General features: G+C 58.9%; 29 protein-coding genes and 1 tRNA gene. 13 read left to right on the top strand and 17 right to left on the bottom strand.

The annotated features are described in order from the left end of the window. Window positions 1-60: 60 nt before the first annotated feature. Both BMY55_RS08780 and BMY55_RS08775 read left to right on the top strand, forming a co-directional pair. Entirely contained in the window at window positions 61-390 is a 330-nt protein-coding gene (locus tag BMY55_RS08780) for a TfoX/Sxy family protein (RefSeq protein WP_091429968.1), read from the top strand. An 82-nt stretch (window positions 391-472) separates the two neighbouring features. Further along, entirely contained in the window at window positions 473-1,102 is a 630-nt protein-coding gene (locus BMY55_RS08775; protein WP_091432233.1) for a thiamine phosphate synthase, read from the top strand. On the opposite strand, the gene BMY55_RS08770 is transcribed toward BMY55_RS08775, so the two are convergent. From BMY55_RS08770 to BMY55_RS08760, 3 genes are all read right to left on the bottom strand, one after another. After that, window positions 1,099-1,935, bottom strand: coding sequence for a lysophospholipid acyltransferase family protein (locus BMY55_RS08770; protein ID WP_091429966.1), 837 nt, complete (start codon window positions 1,933-1,935; stop codon window positions 1,099-1,101). The genes BMY55_RS08775 and BMY55_RS08770 overlap by 4 nt on opposite strands. Next, window positions 1,932-2,708 (bottom strand): GNAT family N-acetyltransferase, encoded by a 777-nt coding sequence (locus BMY55_RS08765; protein ID WP_091429963.1) that lies wholly within the window; start codon window positions 2,706-2,708, stop codon window positions 1,932-1,934. Before BMY55_RS08765 ends, BMY55_RS08770 begins: the two co-directional genes overlap by 4 nt. Before the next feature lie 106 nt (window positions 2,709-2,814). Then, on the bottom strand, window positions 2,815-3,006 hold the full coding sequence (locus BMY55_RS08760; RefSeq protein ID WP_091432231.1) for a DUF3553 domain-containing protein: 192 nt from the start codon (window positions 3,004-3,006) through the stop codon (window positions 2,815-2,817). Between the two features lie 25 nt (window positions 3,007-3,031). On the opposite strand from BMY55_RS08760, the gene BMY55_RS08755 reads away from it, so the two are divergent. Beyond that, window positions 3,032-3,631, top strand: a complete 600-nt coding sequence (locus BMY55_RS08755) for a histidine phosphotransferase family protein (protein ID WP_091429961.1) — start codon at window positions 3,032-3,034, stop codon at window positions 3,629-3,631. Window positions 3,632-3,637: 6 nt separating this feature from the next. Here the strand turns inward: BMY55_RS08755 and BMY55_RS08750 are convergent, their stop codons facing one another. The 8 genes from BMY55_RS08750 to BMY55_RS08715 form a co-directional block, all read right to left on the bottom strand. Continuing rightward, on the bottom strand, window positions 3,638-4,885 hold the full coding sequence (locus BMY55_RS08750; RefSeq protein WP_091429959.1) for a glutamate-5-semialdehyde dehydrogenase: 1,248 nt from the start codon (window positions 4,883-4,885) through the stop codon (window positions 3,638-3,640). A gap of 30 nt (window positions 4,886-4,915) precedes the next feature. After that, a complete protein-coding gene (gene proB, locus BMY55_RS08745) occupies window positions 4,916-6,022 on the bottom strand; it encodes a glutamate 5-kinase (protein WP_091429957.1) in 1,107 nt (368 codons plus the stop codon). Then, window positions 6,010-7,041 (bottom strand): GTPase ObgE, encoded by a 1,032-nt coding sequence (gene obgE / locus BMY55_RS08740; protein ID WP_091429955.1) that lies wholly within the window; start codon window positions 7,039-7,041, stop codon window positions 6,010-6,012. Before obgE ends, proB begins: the two co-directional genes overlap by 13 nt. Before the next feature lie 90 nt (window positions 7,042-7,131). Next, a complete protein-coding gene (locus BMY55_RS08735) occupies window positions 7,132-7,644 on the bottom strand; it encodes a GNAT family N-acetyltransferase (RefSeq protein WP_177179315.1) in 513 nt (170 codons plus the stop codon). Continuing rightward, window positions 7,644-8,159: a GNAT family N-acetyltransferase gene (locus BMY55_RS08730; protein ID WP_091429951.1), complete on the bottom strand. Its 516-nt coding sequence runs from the start codon at window positions 8,157-8,159 to the stop codon at window positions 7,644-7,646. Before BMY55_RS08730 ends, BMY55_RS08735 begins: the two co-directional genes overlap by 1 nt. A 12-nt stretch (window positions 8,160-8,171) precedes the next feature. Continuing rightward, window positions 8,172-8,711 carry a GNAT family N-acetyltransferase gene (locus BMY55_RS08725; RefSeq protein ID WP_091429949.1) on the bottom strand — a complete coding sequence of 180 codons (540 nt, stop codon included), beginning with the start codon at window positions 8,709-8,711 and terminating at the stop codon, window positions 8,172-8,174. A 196-nt stretch (window positions 8,712-8,907) separates the two neighbouring features. Further along, on the bottom strand, window positions 8,908-9,177 hold the full coding sequence (rpmA, locus tag BMY55_RS08720; protein WP_091429947.1) for a 50S ribosomal protein L27: 270 nt from the start codon (window positions 9,175-9,177) through the stop codon (window positions 8,908-8,910). 21 nt (window positions 9,178-9,198) lie between these two features. Further along, on the bottom strand, window positions 9,199-9,810 hold the full coding sequence (locus BMY55_RS08715) for a 50S ribosomal protein L21 (RefSeq protein WP_091432229.1): 612 nt from the start codon (window positions 9,808-9,810) through the stop codon (window positions 9,199-9,201). 328 nt (window positions 9,811-10,138) lie between these two features. Here BMY55_RS08715 and BMY55_RS08710 point away from each other — a divergent pair, with 328 nt between their 5' ends. After that, window positions 10,139-12,307 (top strand): tetratricopeptide repeat-containing sulfotransferase family protein, encoded by a 2,169-nt coding sequence (locus BMY55_RS08710; RefSeq protein ID WP_091429946.1) that lies wholly within the window; start codon window positions 10,139-10,141, stop codon window positions 12,305-12,307. Window positions 12,308-12,352: 45 nt separating this feature from the next. On the opposite strand, the gene BMY55_RS08705 is transcribed toward BMY55_RS08710, so the two are convergent. Together BMY55_RS08705 and BMY55_RS08700 are read right to left on the bottom strand one after the other, a co-directional pair. Then, a complete protein-coding gene (locus BMY55_RS08705) occupies window positions 12,353-13,234 on the bottom strand; it encodes a hypothetical protein (RefSeq protein ID WP_091429945.1) in 882 nt (293 codons plus the stop codon). Continuing rightward, window positions 13,234-14,064 carry a DUF2059 domain-containing protein gene (locus tag BMY55_RS08700; protein WP_091429944.1) on the bottom strand — a complete coding sequence of 277 codons (831 nt, stop codon included), beginning with the start codon at window positions 14,062-14,064 and terminating at the stop codon, window positions 13,234-13,236. The genes BMY55_RS08705 and BMY55_RS08700 overlap by 1 nt, the downstream gene beginning before the upstream one ends. A gap of 168 nt (window positions 14,065-14,232) precedes the next feature. Here BMY55_RS08700 and BMY55_RS08695 point away from each other — a divergent pair. The 3 genes from BMY55_RS08695 (at window position 14,233) to BMY55_RS08685 (ending at window position 16,823) form a co-directional block, all read left to right on the top strand. Beyond that, a tRNA-Ser gene (locus tag BMY55_RS08695) sits at window positions 14,233-14,322 on the top strand. Between the two features lie 354 nt (window positions 14,323-14,676). Further along, on the top strand, window positions 14,677-14,958 hold the full coding sequence (locus tag BMY55_RS08690) for a hypothetical protein (RefSeq protein WP_091429943.1): 282 nt from the start codon (window positions 14,677-14,679) through the stop codon (window positions 14,956-14,958). Continuing rightward, entirely contained in the window at window positions 14,955-16,823 is a 1,869-nt protein-coding gene (locus tag BMY55_RS08685; RefSeq protein WP_091429942.1) for a hypothetical protein, read from the top strand. The genes BMY55_RS08690 and BMY55_RS08685 overlap by 4 nt, the downstream gene beginning before the upstream one ends. A gap of 13 nt (window positions 16,824-16,836) precedes the next feature. Here the strand turns inward: BMY55_RS08685 and betB are convergent, their stop codons facing one another. The 3 genes from betB to BMY55_RS08670 all read right to left on the bottom strand — a co-directional run bounded on the left by betB (window position 16,837) and on the right by BMY55_RS08670 (window position 20,299). Continuing rightward, window positions 16,837-18,291 (bottom strand): betaine-aldehyde dehydrogenase, encoded by a 1,455-nt coding sequence (gene betB / locus BMY55_RS08680; RefSeq protein WP_091429941.1) that lies wholly within the window; start codon window positions 18,289-18,291, stop codon window positions 16,837-16,839. 164 nt (window positions 18,292-18,455) lie between these two features. Next, window positions 18,456-19,187, bottom strand: a complete 732-nt coding sequence (locus BMY55_RS08675; protein WP_091429940.1) for an RlmE family RNA methyltransferase — start codon at window positions 19,185-19,187, stop codon at window positions 18,456-18,458. After that, a complete protein-coding gene (locus BMY55_RS08670) occupies window positions 19,187-20,299 on the bottom strand; it encodes a Ppx/GppA phosphatase family protein (protein ID WP_091429939.1) in 1,113 nt (370 codons plus the stop codon). The genes BMY55_RS08675 and BMY55_RS08670 overlap by 1 nt, the downstream gene beginning before the upstream one ends. 278 nt (window positions 20,300-20,577) lie before the next feature. On the opposite strand from BMY55_RS08670, the gene BMY55_RS08665 reads away from it, so the two are divergent. The 3 genes from BMY55_RS08665 to BMY55_RS08655 are packed head-to-tail and all read left to right on the top strand — an operon-like array spanning window position 20,578 to window position 22,916. Then, window positions 20,578-20,874: a virulence factor gene (locus BMY55_RS08665; protein WP_091429937.1), complete on the top strand. Its 297-nt coding sequence runs from the start codon at window positions 20,578-20,580 to the stop codon at window positions 20,872-20,874. 26 nt (window positions 20,875-20,900) lie between these two features. Next, window positions 20,901-21,839, top strand: coding sequence for a methylenetetrahydrofolate reductase (locus BMY55_RS08660; protein ID WP_091432228.1), 939 nt, complete (start codon window positions 20,901-20,903; stop codon window positions 21,837-21,839). A 3-nt stretch (window positions 21,840-21,842) separates the two neighbouring features. Continuing rightward, the gene (locus BMY55_RS08655) at window positions 21,843-22,916 is read left to right on the top strand and encodes a methyltetrahydrofolate cobalamin methyltransferase (protein ID WP_091429935.1); all 1,074 of its coding nucleotides are present in this window, start codon (window positions 21,843-21,845) and stop codon (window positions 22,914-22,916) included. A gap of 73 nt (window positions 22,917-22,989) precedes the next feature. Here BMY55_RS08655 and BMY55_RS08650 read toward each other — a convergent pair whose 3' ends face one another. Next, window positions 22,990-23,538, bottom strand: a complete 549-nt coding sequence (locus tag BMY55_RS08650) for a cytochrome P460 family protein (RefSeq protein WP_091432226.1) — start codon at window positions 23,536-23,538, stop codon at window positions 22,990-22,992. Between the two features lie 139 nt (window positions 23,539-23,677). Here BMY55_RS08650 and BMY55_RS08645 point away from each other — a divergent pair, with 139 nt between their 5' ends. The 3 genes from BMY55_RS08645 to BMY55_RS08635 all read left to right on the top strand — a co-directional run bounded on the left by BMY55_RS08645 (window position 23,678) and on the right by BMY55_RS08635 (window position 25,867). Further along, a complete protein-coding gene (locus tag BMY55_RS08645; RefSeq protein ID WP_091429933.1) occupies window positions 23,678-23,992 on the top strand; it encodes a hypothetical protein in 315 nt (104 codons plus the stop codon). 92 nt (window positions 23,993-24,084) lie between these two features. Then, a complete protein-coding gene (locus BMY55_RS08640; protein WP_322787722.1) occupies window positions 24,085-24,492 on the top strand; it encodes a putative quinol monooxygenase in 408 nt (135 codons plus the stop codon). 199 nt (window positions 24,493-24,691) lie between these two features. Next, entirely contained in the window at window positions 24,692-25,867 is a 1,176-nt protein-coding gene (locus BMY55_RS08635) for a CaiB/BaiF CoA transferase family protein (protein WP_091429931.1), read from the top strand. The last annotated feature ends 18 nt before the right edge of the window (window positions 25,868-25,885 follow it).

The raw sequence follows: 25,885 nt of genomic DNA, 5'->3' as shown, positions 1-25,885 counted from the left end.
TCCCTTTGATTGGGCGCGTGATACGCTGAGCGCAGCATCAGGGCAAGCATGAGGTCGCGCATGGCATATGACGAAGGAATCTATGAGCTTTTGACAGACGATCTTTCAGCGACCCACGGATTGTCCGAAAAACGGATGTTCGGCGGGATCGCTTTTATGCTGAATGGCAACATGCTGTGCGGCGTGCACAAGGATGGCGCGATGTATCGCGTTGGCAAGGTAAATGAAGCCGCTGCGCTGGCGCTGCCTGGGGCAGAACCCATGGCGTTCACGGGCCGACGCATGGGCGGCTTCATCGAGGCGGGTCCGGACGCAATGGCAGATGATGACACGCGCGGCGACCTGCTTCGCTTGGCGCTGGAATATGTCGCCTCGCTGCCTGCGAAGTGACGCCGATCCCCTTGTCAGGCTTGCAAAGACGCTCTAGCCGTCTATGAAGCTGCAAAACACCCCACGAAGAGGACCGCGCGCGATGGCCGAGACAGTTTTCGAACTTCCCCAGCTTTATCTGGTGACACCGCCCGAATTTGAGCTGTCGCAGTTTCCCGATCAGCTCGCCCGCGTGCTGGACGCCCATGAAACCGCCTGTCTGAGGCTATCGCTGGCCACAACGGACGAGGACCGCATCATGCGCGCCGCCGACGCTTGCCGCGAAGTGGCCCATACGCGCGACGTGCCGATCGTGATCGCGGACCACGCTCTGATGGTTGAACGCCTGGGGCTGGATGGGGTTCATCTGGGGGATGGCGCGCGCCGGGTGCGCAAGAGCCGCGACGATCTTGGCCACGACGCCATTGTCGGAGCATTTTGCGGTGCCTCGCGCCATGATGGCATGACGGCTGGTGAAGTGGGCGCAGATTACGTCAGCTTCGGGCCTGTGGGCGCGACCGCACTTGGCGATGGCACCCGGGCCGAGGCGGACCTGTTCGATTGGTGGTCCAAGATGATCGAAGTGCCCGTGGTGGCTGAAGGCGCGCTGGACGAAGACACCATCCGTGCTTTGACACCCGTCACCGATTTCTTCGCCATCGGGGAAGAAATCTGGCGCACGGACGACCCATCGGCGACGCTGGCGCGGCTTTTGGGTGCAATGACCGGTTAAGTCGCCTGGTCCTTCAAATCGTCCAATCCGCTTCGAACGGCGGTTTCGCAATAGGCCGCCAGTTCTTTCCGACCGGCAAAGTCAGACACCTTGACCGGCGCGTGATAGACCACTTCAACCCGGCCCTGCCGACGCGCGGCAAGCGTTTGCACCAGATGCGGCGCAAAATCCATATCGCCCCACCAGCCGTAAAAACGCGGATCGGCACCATGGGGCGCAATATAGCGCACCGTGACCGGCTGAACCCACATGAAATCTCGCATTTCAGGCGTAAAGAACGCGGCGAAAAGCGTTGATTTGAAAGGCAGAACGCGGCGCGAGTCGCTGGATGTGCCCTCCGGAAAAAAGAGCAACTTGTGGCCGGCCTGGAGGCGTTCGCGAAAGACCTCGATCTGCATTGTGGCTTCGCGCCGGTCACGGTTGATAAACACGGTGCCCGTTGCGCGCGCCAACCAGCCGATACCGGGCCAACCCGCCACCTCGGATTTCGACACGAAATAGACGCGCTTCCTGGCGTTAAGCGAGAAGATATCAAGCCAGCCCGCATGGTTGGCAACCACCGCCCCCTTCTCGCGCATGGGAGTTCCGATCGCTTTGAAGGGGATGCCAAGGATCACAAACGCCACACGGCAGACAAATTGGGTGATGTGCGGTGTGATCGGTCGCCTGATGCCGCACAAGGGCCGCTCGATCAGTCGGATAAGCAACAGCACGACCAAACCGCCGAAAACAAGCACTGCCAAGGGAAACCCGCGCGCGACGATAAGCAGCCAATCTGCACCAGACGGACGGAAGGGATGCGGCTCTGGCTCACCATGCCACTGGGCGGTCATCTGTGGGACTTTCCGGTGTAGATTGCCTTGTGTTTCTCACTCATCTGTTCGGTGTCCATGATCAGGCACACATCCGTCGTGTTGAACTCATGGTCAACATAGGCCCCTTCCCCAACAAAGCCACCCAGCCGAAGATAGGCCTTGATCAACGATGGCACCGCCCGCATCGCGGCAGGCCGGTCGATATGATCCGCATCGATCAGGTTCATGGATTGAAAATGCGCAGGTTGAGCTTTGACCCGTAACGCTTCGGGTGCCAAGTGGCGGTGATGCAGCAAGGACAAAGGCGCTGCCAATGCGTTGATATCCGTGCCATGAAACGAGGCGACACCAAACAGAAGCTCGATCTTGTGCTCTGCCACATAGTCGGCCAACCCGGTCCAGAGAAGCATCATCGCGCGGCCGCCACGATAGTCGGGATGAAGGCAGGAACGCCCTAATTCCAACAGCTTACGACCCGAAGTTCGTAGTGGCGTAAGATCATATTCATCTTCGGAATAAAACCGCGACAAGCCGTTTCCGGTCGTCGACAGCCGATCCCCCCTCAGCAACCGATAGACGCCCACGGCAGGGCATCCTTCACGGGCCTGATCGAACAGAATCAAGTGGTCAAAATAGGGGTCAAACGCGTCACGTTCCAGCCGCGCGTCATGATCGACCAACTTGCCCGTTCCGCCCAGTTCAGCCACGAAAACGTCATAGCGCAATCGCTGGGCAGCGATCAGGTCAGCCTCGTCTTGGGCCAGGCGCAGGGCAAAATCGGGTTTGGGCATCGTTATTAACGTTTTGCTAACTTTGCTGGGCTTTTATGGTGGTGGCTTAGGGTTTGCAACTGAGTGGGCGGCTCGTTATGATTGTATTGCTTTCCGATGATTTACTTTAAGTTGCTTGCGGAGGTTCAAAAACCGGGATCAGGTCTATGCGATCCGAAACAATCACCTGCTTGCCAGCATGCTCAAAATTCACCGTGATCTTGCCGCCGATATTTGATTGCACTTGCCCTACGCCCCAGTCCGGTTGGTTCGGATGACGCACCAACATACCCGGTTCCAGCATCGATCCCAAATTCATCCGTCTTCCTTTCAAGGTATCTTCCATGACCCAACAAGACCGCGACCTGACGTCCCTTATCGGCTCTCGTATCTGCCATGATCTTATCAGCCCTCTGGGCGCGATCGGCAACGGCGTTGAACTGTTGCAGCTTTCCGGTTTGGCCGATAGCCCGGAAATGGCGCTGATCGCAGAAAGCGTCACCAACGCCAACCTGCGCATTCGCTATTTCCGCGTGGCCTTTGGTGCTGCATCTGAAGATCAACTGATCGCAGAACACGAAATCCGTGCCATTCTTGCGCCCGGCGTGGATGGTCGTAAGATCGAAGTAGACTGGCACCCCACCGGAAACCAACCGCGCTGCGCGGTCAAATTGGCTTTCCTGATCCTTCAGTGCTTTGAGACCGCAATGCCTTGGGGCGGTCGGATCGAAGTGCGCCGCGACGGTGCACACTGGCGGATACAGGGTCAGGCGGACAAGATGAAAGTGGACACCGTTCTATGGAACATGGTCTCGACCCTGCAAAGCGACGCCGACGTGCCCCCGGCGCAGGTTCACTTCGCGCTGGTTGGGCCCGAACTGGCCCGCCAAGGTCGCAATGCCGGCGTGACCATAGCAGAACATTCGATCAGCGTGGAGTTCTAGGAGATATCACGCGCGGGTCGTGCCGTCCCCTTCGACCAGATACTTGAACGATGTCAGTTGCGCCGCACCCACCGGCCCGCGCGCGTGCATCTTGCCAGTGGCGATGCCAATCTCAGCGCCCATGCCGAACTCGCCTCCGTCCGCAAACTGGGTCGAGGCATTGCGCATCAGGATCGCGCTGTCCAGCCGGGTGAAGAACCGTTCGGCAGTCGCGTCGTTCTCGGTCAGGATCGCATCGGTATGAGACGAAGAATAGCGGTTGATATGGTCAATCGCCCCGTCCACGTCGTCGACAATCCGGGCCGCGATGATACTGTCCAAAAATTCCTTGCCCCAATCGTCCTCGGTGGCAGCGATGGTGCCCGTCAGCCCGTCGCCCGCATGCACCTCGACCCCGGCATCCATAAGATCATTCAACACCTTCTGTCCCAAGATGACCGTATCGCGGTGAATCAACAGGCACTCGGCCGCGCCACAAATTCCTGTGCGTCGGGTCTTGGCATTCATCACCACCCGTGCGGTCTTGTCCGGGTCGGCGTCCTTGTCGATATAGATATGCACGATGCCTTCAAGGTGTGCAAAGACCGGCACACGCGCCTCGCGCTGGACCAATCCCACCAACCCCTTGCCGCCACGCGGCACGATCACGTCGATGTAATCGGTCATTGTCAGCATCTCGCTTACCGCTGCTCGATTTCGGGTCGGCACACGCTGGATGGCATCCACAGGTAAACCTGCGGCACGCAATCCGTCTTGCAAACAGGCATGGATCAGCCCGGCAGAATGAAAACTCTCGGACCCGCCACGCAGGATCACCGCATTCCCCGCCTTCAGGCACAGCGCACCCGCGTCCGCGGTCACGTTCGGACGGCTTTCATAAATCACGCCAATCACACCCAATGGCGTGCGGACGCGTTTGATATGCAAGCCCGAGGGACGATCCCATTCCTCAAGCACCTCGCCCACCGGATCGTTCTGCCTCGCCACGGCGCGCAACCCGTCGCACATGCCCTTGATGCGATCTTCGTCCAGCATCAAGCGGTCCATCATGGCGGGCGACAGACCCTTGTCGCGACCAAACGCCATGTCTTTCTGGTTGGCATCGGTAATTTCGGCCCGCCGGTCCCAACAGGCATCCGCAGCCGCCAGCAGGGCCTTTTCCTTGGCCCTTGCCGGAGCGAAGGCAAGCACCTTGGCCGCATCGCGCGCGCGGCGTCCGATCTCGGTCATCATGGACGTGATGTCTTCGCTCATGGTTGATCTCCGTTCTCTTGATCGCTGTCCTTACAGGGCCATGTCGTCGCGATGGATCAGGGCGGCGCGGCCCGGATAGCCCAGAATGGCCTCGATCTTGTCCGACCGCTGCCCCTTGATCGCCCGCGCTTCGTCCGCAGTATAGCGGCTTAGGCCAGCGCCCAGATGAGTTCCATCGGACCCATGTATTTCGATCGGGTCGCCGCGCTGAAAATCACCCCGCACCGCGGCCACCCCGGCAGGCAATAGCGATTTGCCCGAGCGCAGCGCGCGTTCGGCCCCCTGATCGACCACCACCGCGCCGCGCGATTTCATCGACGCAATCCAATGTTTCCGCGCTGCTTTCGGGTCGGTGCGCGCAGTGAACAAGGTGGACGCCGCGCCTTCGGCCAAGGCAGATAAGGGGTTCATTCGCGACCCCAGCGTGATCGTCATGTCACACCCTGCCCCGGTCGCGGTTTTCGCGGCCATCACCTTGGTTTTCATCCCGCCTTTAGACAGACCCGTGCCCGCGTCGCCTGCCATCGCCTCAATCGCGGGCGTGATTGCGTCGATGACGTCATAGCGCGTGGCGGCGGGATCGTCCTTGGGGTTGCCGGAATAGAACCCATCCACATCCGACAGCAAAACCAGATGGTCGGCCCCAACCGTGACGGCCACCTGCGCGGCCAGCCGGTCGTTGTCGCCAAAGCGGATTTCATCCGTGGCCACCGTGTCATTTTCGTTCACGATGGGCACAACGCCCAGCGACAGAAGCGTCTCTAACGTGGCGCGTGTGTTCAGGTATCGGCGGCGATCGGCGCTGTCCTCCAGCGTCACCAGCACCTGCGCGGTGGTCGCACCCAAGGGGGCGAGTGCCGTTTCGTAGGCTCGCGCCAGCCGGATTTGCCCGACCGCAGCAGCCGCTTGCGACTGTTCCAGCGACAAGGTGCCCAAGGGCAACCCCAACACCCCGCGCCCCAAGGCGATGGAGCCAGAGGACACCAGAACCACATCCGCCCCACGCGCCTTCAGCGCAGCCACGTCGGCGGCCAGAGACTGCAACCAATCGGATTTCAATGTCCCCGTCGCGACATCGACCAGAAGCGCCGAGCCGATCTTGACCACGATACGGCTGGCCTTCGTCAGGGTTGCCACGTCTGTTGCTCCTCTCGGGGTTTCTGGCGGATGCGGTCCTCGGAAATCTCTTTACGCAACGCACGCAGCACGTCGGTGGTCCCTTCATGAGCGACACCGGACATCAACATCACTGGGCCGGCGACGGCCTCAAGCATCTTGCGCTTTTCTGCGCGTTCCTCGTCATCCAACGCGTCGATCTTGTTCAGAACGGTGACGCGGGGCTTGCCGCCCAGAATGTCGCCATAGGCTTCGATCTCGGTGATGATGGTTTGCCAGTCTGCCACCACATCTTCGGACGTGCCATCGACCAGATGCAGCAAAACGGAACAACGTTCGACATGGCCAAGGAACAGATCGCCAAGACCCCGCCCTTCCGACGCACCTTCGATCAGGCCGGGAATGTCGGCCACGACGAATTCGGCGTTGTCAACACCGACCACTCCCAGATTGGGGTGCAGCGTGGTGAAGGGATAATCCGCAATCTTGGGCCGCGCGTTCGAGGTCGCGGCAAGGAATGTCGATTTTCCCGCGTTCGGCAGGCCCAGCAACCCCACATCAGCGATCAGCTTCAGACGCAGCCAGATCGTGCGCTCGACGCCTTCCTGCCCCGGATTGGCGCGGCGCGGCGCGCGGTTGGTCGAACTGGTGAAATGCAGGTTTCCGAACCCCCCATTGCCGCCCTTGGCCAGCACAAAACGCTGCCCGACCTCGGTCATGTCGGCAATCACGGTCTCTTGGTCTTCGTCCAGGATCTCGGTTCCCACAGGCACCCGCAGGACAATATCGTCGCCGTCCGGTCCGGTGCGCTGTTGCCCCATGCCGGGGCGCCCGTTGCCTGCGAAAAAGTGTTGTTGATAGCGAAAGTCGATCAGGGTGTTCAGCCCGTCAACGACCTCGATGACAACATCGCCACCGCGTCCGCCATCCCCACCATCGGGACCGCCATATTCGATGTATTTCTCGCGCCGAAACGACACGCAGCCCCCGCCGCCGGAACCCGAACGGATATAGACCTTTGCGAGATCGAGGAATTTCATCGGGCGCACGCCTTTTCTGGTTACGATATTTGCGATAGAGGGAAATGAGCCGAGGCTCAAGAGTTCAAGGTGGTTTGCGTCGCAAACAGCTTACGGATTGACGGGGCGTGGCAGGGTGAAACTGCGCAGGGGAACATCGCCATTGCGCGCCCTGCATCTGCCGATTGTCGGGCAGGTCTCGGTGAAGCCCAGCTTGTCCAGCACCCGCACCGAGGCCGGATTGTCTTCAAACGCCGTTGCGCGGATCGCATCCCAATCGTAATGCGCCCATACATAAGCGATGAGTTGTACCCCCATTTCGGTTGCATATCCTTTGCCCCAATGCGCGGGCGCGAACATGTAACCCAGTTCCGGGCCATTCTCTTCGCGGGACATGATGCCCATGGCACCGACAAGCTGGCCATGGCGAAATACCGGACCGGCCAGACCGACCGCCGGGTCGCAGGGGGCACAACGCGATTTCGTATACGCAGGGTCTGCGGGCCAGGGCCAACTGGCGGTCATGCGCACCACGTCAAAGTGAGACACCAGCGCGTGGAAGGCGTCGACATCGGCAGGCTGTGTGCGGCGCAGCATCAAACGGTCAGTGATCAGACGGGTCATCATCGGCGGGACTGCCAATCTGCGCGACTTAGTTCGACTTTAATCAGTTCAACATCAATGTCTTGAGAGGTGCAGTGCACCTGTTCGATCACGCCGGTATGGCGAAATCCAAGCGTTGTCAGCACCGTGCGCGACGCGATGTTGTCACGAAAATACCCCGAGCTGACCTGGTCGATCTCAAGATTGGCAAAGGCCCACTCCAAGAGAGCCGTCGTCGCCTCGATCATCACGCCGCGTCCTTGGTGCGCGCGCCCCAACCAGTAGCCAAGTGTCGGGTCCAGTCCAACCACGCCCGAGACCCTGTTGTTCCGTTCAATGGCCAACCCGCCCAGCCGAGAGGTGTCGGCCAGATGGGTCAGAAACCCGTTGAAATCAGCAAGTGTATAGGGGTGCGGGACGACGGTCAGCCAGCGCGCGACCTCATAGTCGTTGAGCAAGTCAACCACCTGATCACCATCCGCAGCCGTCAAAGGACGGAGCGTCAGCCGCTTCGTCCTGATAAGACAATCATCCATTATAGCAACGCGTTAAGATATCTTGTTGATGTAAGTCCATGTCGGCACATTGGCGTTGCGCGCCACGCAGTGGCTTTCGGCGTCGCCGATATATTCAAACCCCGCATGGGTCAGAACACGGGCTGATGCGGCGTTGTCCTGAAAAACCTCGGCAAAGATTGACGTGTTGTGCTGTGGGTTGGCCGCAACAATCGCCTGCACGGCCTCTGACGCGATGCCAGTGTTCCAGAACCCCGGCGCGACCCAATAGCCAAGTTGAGATTGCGCCCGATCCAAATGGGTCAGGCTGATCACGCCCAGGACTTCGCGCCCATCGTTTTGCGCGGCGTCCATCACCCAGACATCTTCATTACGCTCGTCTTGCAACGACCGTTCGATGAATGCCTCGGTCGTGCCGGGTGGCAAGGGATGCGGGATCGACCGTGTGCCAGACGCCACGCGTTCATCCGCCGTATACATGGACAGCATCCCCGCATCCGAACGTCGAACGGGGCGAAGCACAAAGCGGTCCGCCTCGATAAGCGGTTGGCGTGTGATCTCAACATGCTTCATGGCTTTCCCTCCTCTGAAAAGCGCAGAACGCACCGGGTTGGTCAGTTCTCCCTGGTGGACATATCGCAGGATATGGGGGGCAATAAGACCAAATTATGAAATCCCGATGAATGGCAGATAGGTGCTTGATACAAAAAGAAAAGGGGCCGGCATTCACAGCCGGCCCCTGGTTTGTCACAACCTTGTCAGGTTCGGCTTACTCAGCGGCCTCCGCCACCGGGAGAACCGAAATAAAGGTGCGGCCTTTCAGGCCTTTATGGAATTGGACCTGGCCTTCAACCGTCGCGAAGATGGTGTGATCCTTGCCCATTCCAACATTCGCGCCCGGCCACATTTTGGTGCCGCGCTGACGCACAATAATGTTTCCGGGAATCACGACTTCACCGCCAAATTTCTTGACGCCAAGGCGACGACCGGCCGAGTCGCGGCCGTTACGGGATGAACCGCCTGCTTTTTTATGTGCCATGCTATCTCTCCTTAGCTCAGATTAGGCCAGCGTTTTGGCCTGCTCAACCCACTCGGGCTTAACTTTGACAGCGTCAAAGCTGTCAACGTCAACGGCCGCAAGTTGGGCGAAGGTGGTGATGCCAGCGTCGGCCAGCTTCTTGGCGGCGGCGGGACCGACACCGGTGATTGCTGTCAGGTCGTCCGCAGCAGCAGCCGCAGAGGCCTCGGCCTTCTCGGCTTTCTGCGGGGCAGCCTTTTTCGGCGCGGTTTTCTTGGCCGGCGCAGCGGCAGCACCACCCGGAACCGACCCCGCACCAATCGCAGCTTTCACGCCCGACTTATCTGCACCCTTCTCCAGGATGTCAGTCACGCGCAAGAGCGTCAGTTGCTGACGGTGGCCCTTGGTGCGCTTGGAGCCATGTTTACGACGACGCTTCACGAAGTGAATGACTTTGTCGCCTTTGATCTGGTCGATGACTTCGGCCTGCACACCAGCACCGGCAATGGTGGGGGTGCCGACGGTTGCACCAACCATCAGAATCTCGTTGAACTGGACTTTTTCGCCCGCAGCAGCCGCCAGCTTTTCGACGCGCAAAACGTCTCCTGCCTGGACTTTATACTGCTTGCCGCCGGTTTTCATAACCGCAAACATTTGATCTTCCTTCATATTCCGCGTTCTGTGGCCCCGAAAACCCGGTGTTTGTCGAAGGGTTGATCCCTTCACTTGCCTCGAACAGCGCGCCCCGATGGGCAATGTTAAACGCCCCCACTCGGGAAATTCCCGGTAGGAGTGGCGGCTTATCGGGTGAAACGGCCTGCAAGTCAAGCCGGTTTCCAGTGAAAACTCCACCGGCGCACGACCCCGCTCTGCCACGCAACAACCCTTGCGACCCATGGCATGACATATTAGGCCATGAATGGAAATATCCTGCATGTGCGCCCGCTGCTCATGCCTATGACCAAAGCGCAAGGAGCCTGCGATGCTGCCGCTAAATTCCAACCAGATCCCTGCCATGTTCAATCGCGCCATGGGGCTTGCACGCGGCGGCAAACCACGCGAGGCGCTGGACCTGTTTGCCCAGATTTCGAAGCTCGCCCCGAAACGCGCCGAGATCCCCTTTCACATGGGACAGATTCATATGCAGGCGGGGCGTCCAAAGGATGCGAGTCACTTTCTGGCACGCGCCGCCCAACTTGCGCCGACCGAATTGAAAGTGTGGCAGGCTTACGCTGCCGCCATCGCCGCCTATGGCGATGACACCGCCCGGAAAGAGGCAAAGGCGCAGCTGAAAGCCGCAAATCTGGGACAGCGCGATCGGAAGGCGATCGCCAAGGCAATGGATGCCGTCCAGACCAGCACCGCACGCGTGTCGACCAAAGTGACGACCGCCGAGATCGACAGGCTGGTCGCGCAGATCAATGCCGGCAAGATGGCAGAGGCCGAAGCGCAGGCGCGCCAATTGATCGCCACGCGTGGCGGAAGCGAGATTCTGTCGACCATACACGGTGCGGCACTGGCCAGTCTGGGCCGCACCGCGGAGGCGGAAACCGCCTTTCGATCAGCCTTGACCATTGACCCCGATTACGGCGAGGCCGCCGCACAACTGGGGCAATTGCTTTTGGCGTCCGGTCGTCATCAGGAGGCCAAGCCTTTGCTGCTGCATGCCCGACGGCTGATTCCGCACAACCCGATAGTTTTGGGCAACCTTGGCAAGCTCTATCAGGATCTGGGTTCGCCCTACGAAGCGGTGGATTGCCTTGACAGGCTTTTGAAACAGGATCCGGACAACCGTCTGGCCCTGATGACGCGGGCGCAGGCGCATCTCTCTCTGGAAAACGCTGCCGCTGCGTTGGCCGATCTGGATCATCTGGAGCGGCTTGCCCCGCCCACCGGAGAAACGCTTGCCCTTGGGGCGGTCGCCCGCAAGCTGGCGGGAGACGCCGATGCTGCCCATGAACGCATCAAGGCGGCTTTGGAGGCTGATCCGAACAATCTGCGCGTTGTCACCATTGCGGCCAACATCCTGCAACAGGAAGGGGCTATGGAGGCCGCTGATACCGTTCTGCGGGATGCCCTGGCGCGCGATGTGCGATCCGGTGCGATTTACCGGATGATCGCCCATGGCAAGAAACTTGCTGCCGATGATCCGGTCGTCACCGAAATGAAAAACCTGTGGCTGCGTGACGACCTGCCCGATGATGGCCGCATGGATTTGGGCTATGGGCTTCTGAAAGTCATGGAGGACCTTGGCGACGACGATCAAGCCTGGCACTATCTGTCGCGCGCAAATGAAATCATGGCAAAGCGCCACCCTTATGACCGCGCCAAGGCGCAACGGGATTTCGACAAGCTGAAAGCGTTTCTTGATGGCTTCGACAAGCGCCAGATTGGCAAGGTCGGCTATCAGGACAACCAAACCATCTTCGTGACCGGCTTGCCGCGATCCGGAACCACTTTGGTAGAGCAGATATTGGCCAGCCATTCGACCATTACCGGCGGAGACGAGTTGAGCATCCTGCACCCGTTGGTGTTTCGGTCTGTTGCAAGAACTGACCGCGACGGGGGCACTGTTGCCGATATGACCCCGGACCAGTTCGAGACCTTGGGCCGCGACTATCAGGCCGCCATTGATGTTCGTGTTCCGGGGGCGGGGCGGATCACCGACAAGACAATTTCGACCTATCAGATCGCGCCGCTGGCATGGCTGGCACTGCCCAATGCCAAGATTGTCGCCCTGCGCCGCGATCCGCGTGACAATTTGTGGTCGATGTTCAAGAACCGCTTTGTCACGGGGCTGCACCTTTATACCTACACGCAATCGGATCTTGTCGAGACCTATCGCCTGTTCACCCAATACCTTGCATTGTGGCAAGAGATGGCACCCGACCGTATCTATGAGCTTGAGTATGAAGCCCTTGTCGCCAACCCCGAACGGGAAGTGCGAAAGCTGTTGGAGTTTTGCGATTTGGAGTGGGAAGACGCCTGTCTGGACTTCCACAAGACCGACCGTGACGTGAAAACGCTGTCGCTGGCGCAGGTGCGGCAACCGTTATACAGCTCGTCCATCGGGAAATGGCGTAGATACGAAAACCAGCTGAGCGAGATGATCGACGGCCTGAAAGGGTTGGACGGAGTGCCAGAGGAGTGACCAGATGCGCCCCGCCCGCCCCATCTTTTTCCACTCACCGGTGGTCTAGAGGTCTTGCTGCGCCCCAAGCTCGCCCACGGCACGGCCCAGATCGGCGGACAATCTGACATAGATTTGATCCAGCGCCTCGAACATCGCCTGATTCAGCGCGTGACCGGCCTCGGTTTCGGAAAACGCCACATAGTCATCCAGCACATCCTGCGGCAGCGGACCATAAGCCATCGACAGAAAGGCAAACAACCATTCCGAAGTGTCGCGCCGGATTTCCTTCTCTTGCGACCAGACCTCGAACAGGATTTCCTGTTCGGTCAGCTTTTCGTCTGCAACCGGATGGGCGTCGGTCATCGCCCGCAAGAATGCATAGTTTGAATTCAGCGCGCCCATCACGTTGCGTTCAACCAGGTCATTGACCTCGACAAACCGCAGAATGGCCTCTTCATGCGTCGTCAGGATGCGTCCGCTCAGCCACGCGCGACGAGCACGATCTTCAACATCGGCATCCAGAAAGGCACGACGGGCGGTGATTTCAAGATCGACAACGCTCTGCACGTCATCCGTTTCATAGAAATCACATAGCGCATCCAGATGCGCGGCATCCAGCGCTGCTTTCATTGCAGTCTCGGCTTCGGACTTCAGGCGGTCAACATCATATATCGCCTGCACCCGACGACGCCACGGATCGCCACCCGGATGGCCCAGCAAATCAACATCGGCCTCCAGCGCCATACTGGCCCCTTCCTCATGCATGATGTCCAGCAGTTCGTTCAATCGCAGAAGCGACCAGAGCTTGTCGTAAGTCTGCGTCTCGTTCTGCCCCACAGGTGTCACATCACGCGGCACAGCCCAGGCACTGGTTGCCACACCAGACACCGTCAGTGCGAAAAGCATCGCTGCGACGCCAAATGTATGTCGCAGTCGAATGGGCATCACAGTTCCTGCTCGGGGCGCAGATCGACCAAACGGCTGGCCAGTGTCTCATACCGCTCGGCCATGATCTGATACTGAACCGCGTTCAAGATCTCGTAGACCTGGCCCATCTTCGGATCCTGAAGCGCGGCGAGATAATCGATCAGTTCTTCATCGGTCAGATCACGATAGGCATAGGCATTCGCGACAAGGCTGTTGACCTCGATGTTCTTGCGCATCTCACCCGCCTGCGCCATCAACATCAGGCGCAGATCTTCCTCCGAGATGTCAAAGTCGCTGGCCCCCGCCGCCACAGCCGCCATCAAATACCGGACTTGAATTTCCACGATCGACCTGATCGCGGTTTCCGTCGATCCAATCGCCGTGCCCATTTCGCGAAACAGATCAATGCGGATACTGTCTTGTTCAAGCAATTCGCCGGTCAGCCGCTCTCCTTCGGCATATTTCACGGTGTCATCCGCCATGTGGCTTTCATTTTCCACCTCGACCAAACGCTGGCCAAGCGGACTACCATAGAAGGCCGCACCGTGATCCAGAAGCTCGTCCGGCATGACGGCGCCCAGCATTTCGACCGCCTCCGAGATCATCTCGTCAGGGTTGAAAACCTCCTCGGCCAGTTTGACCCATTGGCGGCCAAACACATCGGGATCCTCGCCGGTCAGCGCCGGTCCCGCCATCGCGCCCTGCTGGATCGAGGCAATCGCAACGTCAAAGCCCGTGACCTTCAGGAAGTCGCGAATGTCCTGTTCTTCCGCCGCCTGCGCCGCAGTCGCACCCCCTAAAATCAAGAGCACAAAGGCAAATAACGGTGCCAATCTGTTAAGTCTCATTGGAACAATTGCCCTTTTGATTGGTTTGGTTCCCCATAACCTAGCCCCACACAGTTCGGGTGCCAAGCTCTGCTCGATCACGAAACCGCCGGTCGGCAATGAATTGTTCAAAAAAAAATGGCTTGCACATGCCGCGCGAGCGAATTATGCCCCCCGCAAGACCCCCGCGGAGAGGTGCCGGAGTGGTCGAACGGGGCGGTCTCGAAAACCGTTGTGGGTGCAAGCCTACCCAGGGTTCGAATCCCTGTCTCTCCGCCACTACCCCTTTACCGCTTGTTTTAAATTGTTATTCAGACTTTACGTTCATCACCAAGCATGAAGCATGGTTTAATGGGGTGTCGGCACAGCGACAATTTACGTCATCAGAAAACGTCACCTACATTCGTCGCAAGTCGCCATCCCGAAAGATGTCTGATTGGCCGCTGCGAAAAGAAAGCCTTCAAGCAATCTTTCGACACGTCGGACAAGAATGTGCCCTTTATGCATGGGGTCCATGGGAAGGGCCACAGGCAAGCCCGCTTTGCCCGCACCAAACATGCGGGTAAACTCATGGTTGTTCGAAGTCGGGCTTTATCGTATTTTAAGCTAACGGATCGCGTATATCCAACCCCGATGACAGACCAGAAACCACAGCAAGACGGCAGGAAAAAACCTGAAGAGAAGTCGTTCTGGAAGACAATTCCCGGCATTCTGACGGGCATTGCCGCCGTTGTGACAGCCGTTGCAACCTTGCTTGCCGCGGCCGACAAGGCGGGTCTGTTCGCCTCGGACACCCCTAGACCATCGACGACGACGCAAAAGATCGACACCGGCGGCGACGTGACCACAAGCGGTGACAACAGCCCGATCGTTCAGGACGTAGATGGCGACGTCTCCATCACGGGCGGCCAATGATCGGGCGCGCGGCATGGATCGCGGCGCTGACCGCCCTGCCCTTTGCCGCGCATGCTCAGGACATCACGACCTATGGGGATTGCAGTCCGGTCATTCAGGATGTCGGCGGCGATGTGACGGTCGTATGCTACAAGGACCGCGACCAGAAACCCCGGTTCCGTGTGGTCTACTACCGGTTGGGTGGCATCGGGCAGAGCTTTCTGATCAACGGCAAGCTGTCACCTGAATGGGAGAAGTATCTGGGCGGCCAGCAGGCCATCGTCAACAACGCCGTCCATTCCGAAATCCGCAATCTTACCGATAAATTCGGTCAGGAAATCGGGGGCAGCTATCTGTCTGGCAATGTGGGGTTCGAAGGTGGCGACTTCAGCATGGGGCTTGCCGACTACGCGCAAGAGGTGAACGCTGACATCAAGGTGTTTCAAAGCGATGCGGGCGCAATGCCGGATTTGAAGGCAAACGAAGGCTGGCGGGTCTTCGGTCCCGGAGAGCTTTTCGTCCCCGATCTGGATGCTGCCCGATCCCTGTTTCAACAATATGCAATCCCGGCGGGCTATCAGACCTTTTGGGGCACGTCATCCGGGCCGGCGGAATGGGTCGAACCCGGATCGAAAATGACCGCGCCCACCCTGTGGCGATCCCTGACTCTGGCGGACCTGGAGGATTATGAAACCCGTTATGATGCCTATCTGGGTCGAGCGCTTGATATTTCCAATGACGCGCGCAGCACAAGTGACCTTCGTCAACGGTCCGAACGCGGGCTGTTTGCCAATGCAGGCGCGGGATATTCTGCGGGACGCCGCATTCAGCACACCTCCCTTGATGCGCTGCGATACCTTGCACGAAACGGCTTGCCCGACAATTATGCCATTGTGATGGGTGAACCCGGGATCCATTACGGCTGGTCGTTCACCGCCAACACGCGCAGTGCCGATCTGCTAGTGGCAGTCCTGGAAAACGTTGGCGACACGCCGATGGATGTGGGCGCCTTCAGCATCGCCGAAACCAATCAGATGACCTTGCGACGCCATGACGACACACAGGCCCTTCTGGCCGCGGCGCGCCCTGTGGAAAAGCGGTTGTGGCCGCCGGGAATGCTGGCGCCGGGGGAAAAGCTGGTCATTCCGGTTCGCATCGAAATGCCTTTGTTGCCGGAGTTTTTTGATTGGATCACATCGAGCTATCGTGACAATTATGCAGCGAGCGAAGCGATCCGGGACGAAGCTGCGACCTCGGCGACCAATCCGATTGCATTCGTTCATCCGAACGAGCGTTCAAACGTGCTGTTTGCCCTGCCCCCGTCCGACTTGCCCAAAGGGCGCATTCCTGAATTGGTAGAGCGGTTCGAATACGGTCCCGCATGGGCCATTCAGGCAGTCGAAGTGGATGGCATCAAATATGATTTCCGCCAGCACGACCCGAACAACTTCATCCTGTTTGCCGGAGGGGGCATTGGCAGTTGTCCCTATATCTATACCTATCAGGAAGACGGTGACATCTGGATCGAAGAAAACCATTTCTTGTTGGGTGCGACATCTCCCAACAAGAAACGCACCGACCGGTTGAAGCTTGGCCAATTCGACGGGCGTCTGGAAATTCGCGAGAAAGAACATGAACTTGCCCATATCGACCAGATCACCCTGATCCTGCAAGATGATGAGGGCGTCGAAGAAACCTACCCTGCCGTATGGCCAACAGAATTGTCCGCTCAGGATGGGGAAAACCTGATCCTTGGCTATGGCGAACGCGCCGAGGTTCAGTTTGACCTGCCCGATGGTGCGTGGGACGGGAAGACCGTGTTCATCTCGGCCACCGGTTATTATCTTCCACTGTCCGACCCATCGCTGTTTGCCAGCCGCCGGTGACGGGATCACCCGATCAGAACGGCGCTTCCAGTTCGCTCAATCGCACATAGACGGTTTTCAGCTCGGAGTAATGCTCGATCGCCGCTTTCGAGTTTTCACGCCCCACACCCGAGGCTTTGGTGCCGCCAAACGGCGCTTCCACCGGCGCGTCGTTATACGTGTTGATATAGCACGTGCCGGCCTCGAACCCGGCCACGACGCGGTGCGCGCGAGTCAGGTCATTGGTAAAGACCCCGGCGGCCAAGCCAAATTCGGTATCATTGGCACGGGCCATAACCTCTTCTTCGGTGTCGAAATCGAGCACCGACATGACCGGACCGAAAATCTCTTCGCGTGCGATGGTCATATCGTCGGTCACATCGGCGAAGACGGTGGGTTTCAGGAAAAAGCCATCGCCCTTGATCCGCTCGCCGCCATGGACCAGCCGCGCACCTTCTTCCTTGCCCTTCTCGATATAGTTCATGACGATGTTCAACTGCCCTTCGCTGATCATCGGACCGAAGCTGGTGGTCGGGTCCAGCGGGTCGCCAATGACGGCGCCCTCCAGTCGTTCGGTCAAACGGGTCAGAAATGCCTCTTTGATGCCTTTCTGCACAAAAACACGCGTGCCGTTCGAACAGACCTGCCCGGACGAATAGAAATTGCCCAGAATTGCGCCCGATACAGCGTTTTCCACATTGGCATCGTCAAAGACGATCATCGGGGATTTACCGCCCAATTCCATGGTGACATGCTTCATTTCGGCAGCAGCGGCGGCATAGACCTTCTTGCCCGTCGGCACGGACCCTGTCAGCGACACCTTGGCCACGCGCGGATCAGTCACGAGGGCGGCACCAACCTCGCCATAGCCTTGCACGACATTGAACACACCGGCGGGCGCACCGGCCTCTATCAGGATTTCCGCCACTTTCAGCGCCGAAAGTGGCGTCATCTCGGACGGTTTGAACACCGAAGTGTTGCCGCAGGCCAGCGCAGGTGCGGCTTTCCAACAGGCAATCTGGGTGGGATAGTTCCATGCACCGATCCCGACGCAAACACCCAAAGCTTCGCGGCGGGTATAGACGAAATCTCCATTGGCAAGCGGGATATGTTCGCCAGTCAAACTACCCGCCAGCCCGCCGAAATACTCCAACGCATCAGCGCCGGAGGTCGCGTCCGCCACGCTGGTTTCCTGATAGGGTTTGCCGGTGTCCAGCGTTTCCAGAACCGACAGGTCATGGTTGCGGTCGCGCATGATGTCGGCGGCGCGACGCAGGATCCGGCCCCGTTCGGTTCCGGTCATCGCTGCCCATTCCATTTGCGCCGCTTTCGCAGCGTCCAAAGCCTTGTCGATAATTGCAGGGGTCGCGGCATGAAGCTGGGCGATCACCTCGCCGGTTGCCGAAAAGATCACGTCAATCGGAGCGCCGTCCTTGTCTTCGACATACACGCCGCCGATGAAATGGCTTGCTTTGGGTTGCGCTCTCATTTGGTTGCCTCTCTGCGATGCGCGATGACCGGTGGATGAATCACGGGATTCGCGCGTGTCTGTGGTATTGTCTAAGTTTGCAGGACAGATCACGAAGAACCATCCAAAAGGCGACGGGCCAAGGCACGCATTCGACGCCCTGCCCCACCCACCGCGGCGGTCAATCAGCCCTTGAAGCCCATCGCGACCACGAATTTTTCGGAACTGTCCGACCGGCTGGACGGCGGCTTCACATTCACCACCTTCTCGAATTTCAGCTTGAGCAGCTTCTGCAACTCTCCTTCGGCGCCGCCCGCAAGCACCTTGGCAAGAAAAGTGCCGCCCTCGTCCAGCACGTCGAAGGCAAAATAGGCCGCAGCTTCGCATAAAGCGATGATCCGCAAATGGTCGGTCTGTTTGTGGCCCGAACTGGAGGCCGCCATGTCGGACATGACCACATCCGCCTTGCCGCCCAGAAGCTCTTTCACCACCAAATCCGCATCGTCTTCCATGAAGTCAAGCTGGTGGAATGTGGCCCCGGCCAGCGGTTCAACCTCTTGCAGGTCGATGCCCAGGAAGGTGCCGACCTTTTTGCCGCTTTTTTCGCCAAGCGCATTTATGCGCGGCACGGCGACCTGTGCCCAACCTCCCGGCGCACAGCCCAGATCGACCACCCGCGCCCCATTCACCAGAAACCGGAACTTGTCGTCCAATTCCATGATCTTGTAGGCCGCGCGCCCGCGATAGCCTTCGGCCTTGGCACGCGCGACGTAAGGATCGTTCAACTGCCGCTGCAACCATCGGGTCGAGCTGTTGCGCCGCCCGCGGGCGGTTTTTACCTTCACGGTCAAATCCCGTTGCCCCCGGCCCGAGCTTTTGCGCACTCGCCCGCCCTTCTTGCCGCCTGTGTCCGTCATCAGAATGGTCCGCCTTCCAAAACGCCGTCCGCAGACATCTGCGAATACAAGATGCCCTCGCGCAGGCCACGGTCTGCGACACTTAACCGATCTGTGGGCCAGACGCGCAATAACGCTTGTAAGATCGCAGCGCCAGACATGATCAGAGATTGCCGGTCCCGCCCGATATGCGAATTCATCCGCCGCCCTTGCGGCCCCAACGCCAGATAGCCCTGGATCACCCGTTCGATCTGGTCCGAGGTCATGCGCAACCCGTCCACCTTGGTCCGGTCATAGCGGCGCAGACCCAGATGGGTCGCCGCCACGGTCGTTACCGTGCCGGATGTGCCAATGATCTGGAACCCTGCACGGGGCGGTTCGTGGTGGAACGGGCTGAAGCCAGCCAGTTGTTCCTCGAAATGCACCGACATCAGCGCATAGCGCCCCGCATCGTCATCCACGTCGTCAAACATCTCGCGCAAGGTGGCGACGCCCAAAGGCACGGAAATCCAGTCCACCACGCTGGCGGCTGGAAAGTCGCTCACGCCACCGACAAAGCCACGCCCCATGCGCATGATGGAGCGCGGACGTTCCAGCGGCGGGACTTTCGACAGGTCGATCCAGACCAACTCGGTCGAGCCGCCGCCGATATCAACGACCAGCAACTGTTCGGTCTTGGTGGACACCAGAGGCGCGCAGGACACCACCGCAAGGCGCGCTTCTTCCTCGGGCTTGATGATCTCAAGCTCCAATCCGGTTTCGCGCCGGATGTAATTCATGAAACTTCGGCCGTTTGACGCGCGGCGGCACGCCTCGGTCGCGACAAGTCGCATGCGTTTCACATCGTGTTTGATCAGCTTCTTGCGGCAGATCCGCAAAGCCTGAATCGTGCGCGACATAGATGACCGGCTGAGCCGACCCGAGGCTTCCAGCCCATTGCCCAACTGCACAGATTTGGAAAAGCTGTCCACAACATGAAACTGGCTTCCCTTCGGTTGGGCAACCAGCATTCGACAACTGTTTGTTCCAAGGTCCAGAGCCGCATAAAGGCTTGCCGGATCCACGGGTGACGGCGCGGGGGTATCGACCGCTTTCGGGAACGCGCCCGCACCTTCGGGACGCTTGGGCGCCATAGCTCACGCCCTCCATATCAAGTTACCGTCAAGATAGGGCCGCGCCGGGGGTCTGACAATCCCTTCCCTGCATGTCGGACGCATAAATTCGTCAACACACATAATCATCTTGAGAAGTTTTCAGGCCCGCCCCCATGGCCGCGCCTGCCCATCTGACGTATCCCACATTTGTCAATCCGTGCCGTGCAGGTCGCTTGTGGTCTGCGTGGTGTCGAAAAACGACGCGGGAACCGCCCTGCCCACGCGTAGGTAAAGGAAAGCGGAGGAGGAAGATTCGCATGCCAGACGTAACCATTGTGTATTGGAGGGACATTCCCGCCCAGGTGATCGTCGGCAAAGGGCGCCGTGGGGCAAAAGCCCCGCTGCCCGAGCGGTTCGAACAGGCCATTGACCGGGCCGCCATGAAGATCGGCGCTGAGGACAGCGACGCCTATCTGGCGGAATGGCGCAAGGCTGCCCCCTATTCCGTGGACGGAGATCCACATGAGGTCGCAGCGGCAGAAGCTGCCAAGATCGACGCGGATTATGACAAAGAGCGGCTGATCGCTCTGATTGGCAACGACGGATGGGCGTAAGCCTGTCCCGCATAAAGGAGGCAGCCATGGCGCTGTTGAACTTCCGCAAAAAGCCGACCGAAGGTCAGGCCACGCCCGCGTCCCCCGCCCTTCAGGACTTCCTGAAAGGCTATTCGATCGAGGTGATGCCGCGCACCGCCGAGAAGGTCGAGGATTTCCGCGACCTGCTGCCCGACGGCACCCGCGTCTATATCGCCCATATCGACGGCACCCCGATCGAGGATATGGTCGCAACCGCCAAACGCATCAACGCCGAAGGGTTCGAGGTGATGCCGCATTTTCCTGCGCGCATCATCAAGGACGAAGCGACGCTGGCCGACTGGATCGCACGCTATCAAGGTGAGGCGAATGTGAAGCAAGCGCTTCTCTTGGCCGGTGGCGTGGAAAAGCCACATGGCGATTTCGACTGCTCGATGCAGCTGTTGGAAACCGGACTGTTCGACAAGGCCGGATTCACACAGTTGAACGTTGCAGGCCACCCGGAAGGCAACCGGGACATCGACCCGGACGGTTCACGCAAGAACGTCATGGAAGCCCTTCTGTGGAAACAGAAATTCTCGGAACGCACAGACGCGAAAATGGCGATTGCCACGCAATTCGCCTTCGAAGCCGGTCCGATCATCAAATGGGCGGACGGGCTGAAAGAAGCGGGCGTGGATCTGCCGATCCATATCGGCATCGCAGGCCCCGCGAAGCTGCAAACGCTGATCAAATTCGCCATCGCCTGCGGTGTCGGCCCGTCGCTGAAAGTGCTGCAAAAGCGCGCGATGGATGTGACCAAGCTGCTTTTGCCCTATGAGCCGACAGAGGTTCTGAACGAACTGGCCAACCACAAGGCGGCCAATCCCGACTTCAACATCACTCAGGTGCATTTCTTCCCGCTGGGCGGGATCAAGACCAATGCCAACTGGGCCATCGAAAATGGCGGCGAAAACACCGCTCCAGTCAACGTGACCAAAGGATAAAGAATGACCCGTACCATCGTTGAATCGCAAACGAAAACCGCCATTATCGGCTTTGACCAGCCGTTCTGTGTCATCGGCGAACGCATCAATCCGACCGGGCGCAAGGTTCTGAACGCGGAACTGGAAGCAGGCGATTTCAGCCGCGTTCAAAGCGATGCGGTGGCGCAGGTCGCGGCGGGTGCAACGGTGCTGGACATCAACTCGGGCGCGGTGTTTTCCAACAAGATGGCCGAAGACCCGCGCTATGCGGATAACAACTTCGTTGAACCGGACCTGATGCGTCAACTGGTCGAGACCGTTCAGGCCGTCACCGATTGTCCGCTCTGCATCGACAGCTCCGTTCCCGGCGCGCTGGAGGCTGGGTTGAAAGCCGCGCATGGCCGCCCCCTTCTGAACTCGGTCACGGGCGAAGAAGAGCGGCTGGAACTTGTTCTGCCGCTGGTCAAAAAATACAACGTGCCGGTTGTTGCGATCTCGAACGATGACACGGGTATTTCGGAAGACCCGGACGTGCGCTTTGCGGTGGCCAAGAAGATCGTCGAACGTGCCGCCGATTTCGGCATTCCGGCGCATGACATCGTGGTGGACCCGTTGGTCATGCCGGTCGGTGCAATGGGCACCGCGGGCCTTCAGGTCTTTACCCTTGTGCGCCGCCTGCGCGAGGAACTGGGCGTGAACACGACCTGCGGCGCGTCGAACATCTCGTTCGGCCTGCCCAACCGGCACGGCATCAACAACGCGTTTTTGCCAATGGCGATGGGCGCGGGCATGACATCTGCGATCATGAACCCGGTCGCCCTGCCCGTTGGCCCCACCAAACTGGCTGAAAAGAAGGCTGAAGTGGAAGCCCGCGGCATCGTGATCCCGGCAGACATGGACGATGAAACCTTCTGCCAGTTGTTTGGCCTTGGATCGACCTTGCCCAAAGCCGGTAAGGAAATGGAGGCCATCCGCGCTGCCAACTTCCTGACCAACAACGATGATGGCGGGGCCGAATGGATCAAATTCAACTCGGTCAATGCTGGTGCTGCGGGTGCCGCGGGTGGCCGTCGCGGCGGTCGTCGCCGCAGGGGCTGATACGCCCTGTTTCCAACGAAAAATGCCCCTGGAAAGTCCGGGGGCATTTTTTAACGAGACGCATACGCGTTGACTATTTCATCATCGCGATCGGCGCGTCGGTTGTGAAAATATAGTCTTCTGCCCCAGAGTGACAGGCGATACAGCCGGCATCCGCGCCCTTGGCAACCCGTCCGGCCAAACGCATGCCGCCTGCATTCATGTCAAGCGACCCATCTGGCAGATACTTCGCCCAAAACCAATTCTGGTTGTCGGCGTCATATCCCTCTTCGCGTTGAAACATCACCGTGTAAGCACCAAGATGCTTGTCCGGATCGGCCAGAACCTGATCCACCTCAACCCCTTCCGGTCCAAAGTTACGCTTCACAATCAAGGTGCCCGTATGGCCATTCACTTCGGCACTGGAATAAAACGTCTCAAGCATCATCCCGTGCGGTTCAACACCGTCATACGGGAAGCTGCGGATCATACCCTCTCCGGCAAGTTTTTGGGTTTTCATCACTTCCCAAACCGCCTGCGCATAGGCTGCATCCTCATCGGTGCCGAAAGGGCTGTCCTGGGCCTGCGCGCCTGCTGCCATCCCAAGTGAAGCAATCGCAGCCATCAAAATCTTGATATTCATCATTCCATCCTCCACATTGCCTTTGGAAATAAGGTATCCGAACGAGACATCACACAGGCACAACTTTGATCACCGTCGCGGGATACAGAGTGACCAGCCGTGATTGGACGCCTCATGCGTCCTGGGTCACTTTAACCCCATGTATCAAACCGCCCTTGCAATATGTACGATCCTGCTGACGACCGAAAGCGGTCTGGCGGAAAGCTGTGTCACGAACTCCTCGGATCAAACATATTTCTTTGCTGTTACTCCGCCGACCGGAGCGCGCGTAACCGCCCAGTTGGATCCCGGTGAAGGTCTGTGTGCAGCCACCAAAAGCGGCGCAATCGTAAGCGTCTATGAAAGCGCAACCGCGATCGAGGGCTGTTCGCGCCTTGTTGCGGAAAACCAAAGCGACAGCCTGATCAAATATGCGGAGTTTGATCGCTGTGCCTGGGGGTCGCATTCGCAGTAGCAGGCGCGGCGGTCGTCGTCGCCGGGGCCGATCTTCGCCCCAAGTCGAAATAAATCAAGGCTCGCCAAGCGCGGGCCTTTTTTTGTCCCGCGATGGCGTTCCCCACCGATGACGCGGTCGGTGTTTTCTGCTATGTTGTCAGGATTGAGAAGGTCTTGCATTCAGGCACCGCACCAAAGGAGGGTGAACCCATGATTGTGAGGATATTTCAAGTTGTTACACGACCTGGCAAAGAAGACGCGTTCGGCAGGTTCTTCCACGACACTGCAATTCCGTTGATGAAAAGGACAAAGGGGCTTGTCCACGTGATCCCAGGTGCGCCGCTTGCCGACACTCCCCGAGAATTCTGTTTCGTCATGGTATGGGAAGACATCGACGCGTTAAAAGCCTTTGTCGGGGACGATATTTCCAGCCCGCATATCGACCCGATGGAGGCCGAGCTCGTTGAATCGCGGTCCATCAAACACTATCATTTTGTTGAATCCGAAATTCTTTTATAGCATTTGTTTCTGTCGCTTACCTGCGTGAATTGATGTTCTGCTCTTGCAACGACCGAAACAATGCTGCGCGGGGTTCGACAAAGGAAGTGGAGAATCCTTCCTCTTTCCCTGTAGTTAACCGTTGCAATTGACTCATCTCAAAGTCATCGGGATGCGCGCCCTCTACCCAGAGGTTGCGTAAACAGGAAAGGACAGGCCGATGAGCGCGCCGCTTGAAGATATCACCATCCTTGATCTGACCCATGTTCTGGCCGGGCCATATTGCTCGATGATCCTGTCGGATCTGGGAGCAAAGGTGATCAAGGTCGAGAAACCGGGCACGGGCGATGACACACGGCATTTTCCCCCGTTTCGCGATAACTACAGCGCCTATTTCGCCACCATCAACCGCAACAAGCAATCCATTGCCCTCGACCTGAAAGACGAAGCCGACCGGGCGGTGCTTGATCGGCTGTTGGGGCAGGTTGACGTGGTGATGGAGAATTACAGGCCCGGCGTAATGGAACGGCTGGGCTATGGTTGGGACAGCCTGTCTGCCAAGCATCCCCAACTGATTTATGGTGCCGTGTCGGGATTTGGGCATACCGGGCCGGACGCACAGCGTCCTGCTTATGATATGGTTGTTCAGGCGCGCGGTGGAGTGATGTCGATCACCGGTGAAAAGAACCGCGAGCCGGTGCGAGTGGGTGCTTCGGTCGGTGACATTGTGGCGGGCATGTTTCTGGGGCACGGGTTGTTGGCAGCGCTCTATCAGCGGCAAAAAACCGGCAAGGGGCAGAAGATCGACGTGGCGATGCTGGACAGCCAGCTGGCCATTCTGGAACACGCCATCGCAATCACCAGCGAAACCGGTGTATCACCCGGCCCGTCCGGTGCGCGCCATCCCTCGATCGCGCCGTTCGAAACTTATCATACGCAAGACGGATTGATGGTCATCGCCTGTGGCAACGACGCCATGTTCAAGAAGTTCTGCGGCGTGATCGGCAAGCCAAAATGGGCCAAACGCGCCGCGTTCGCGACCAATCTGGCGCGGTGCGAAAACGTCATGCTGCTCAGACGCAAGATCGAGACCGTCACCCTTGCCCATCCACGCGCTTACTGGATCGAGCTGTTCACAGCATCGGGCATTCCCTGCGCCCCCATTCAGACCGTGGCCGAAGCCATGCAGGACCCGCAGATCGTTGCCCGCAACATGGTCATAGGCATGCCCGCGCCGGCGGGGCAACAGCCCTTCAAGGCGGCAGGCAATCCGATCAAAATGTCCGGCCTGGCAGACTTGACCTCGGCGGGGCCTGCGCCGTTGCTGGACGGGAACCGGGCAGAAATTCTGGAATGGCTTGATCAGAAGGAAACCTGCAAGGCCCCGGCTGACTGACCCAACTGGCCTGATAAG

The sequence above is a fragment of the Aliiroseovarius sediminilitoris genome (genome assembly GCF_900109955.1).
Classification (GTDB): domain Bacteria; phylum Pseudomonadota; class Alphaproteobacteria; order Rhodobacterales; family Rhodobacteraceae; genus Aliiroseovarius; species Aliiroseovarius sediminilitoris.
This window is presented reverse-complemented; position numbering and strand designations above follow the sequence as displayed.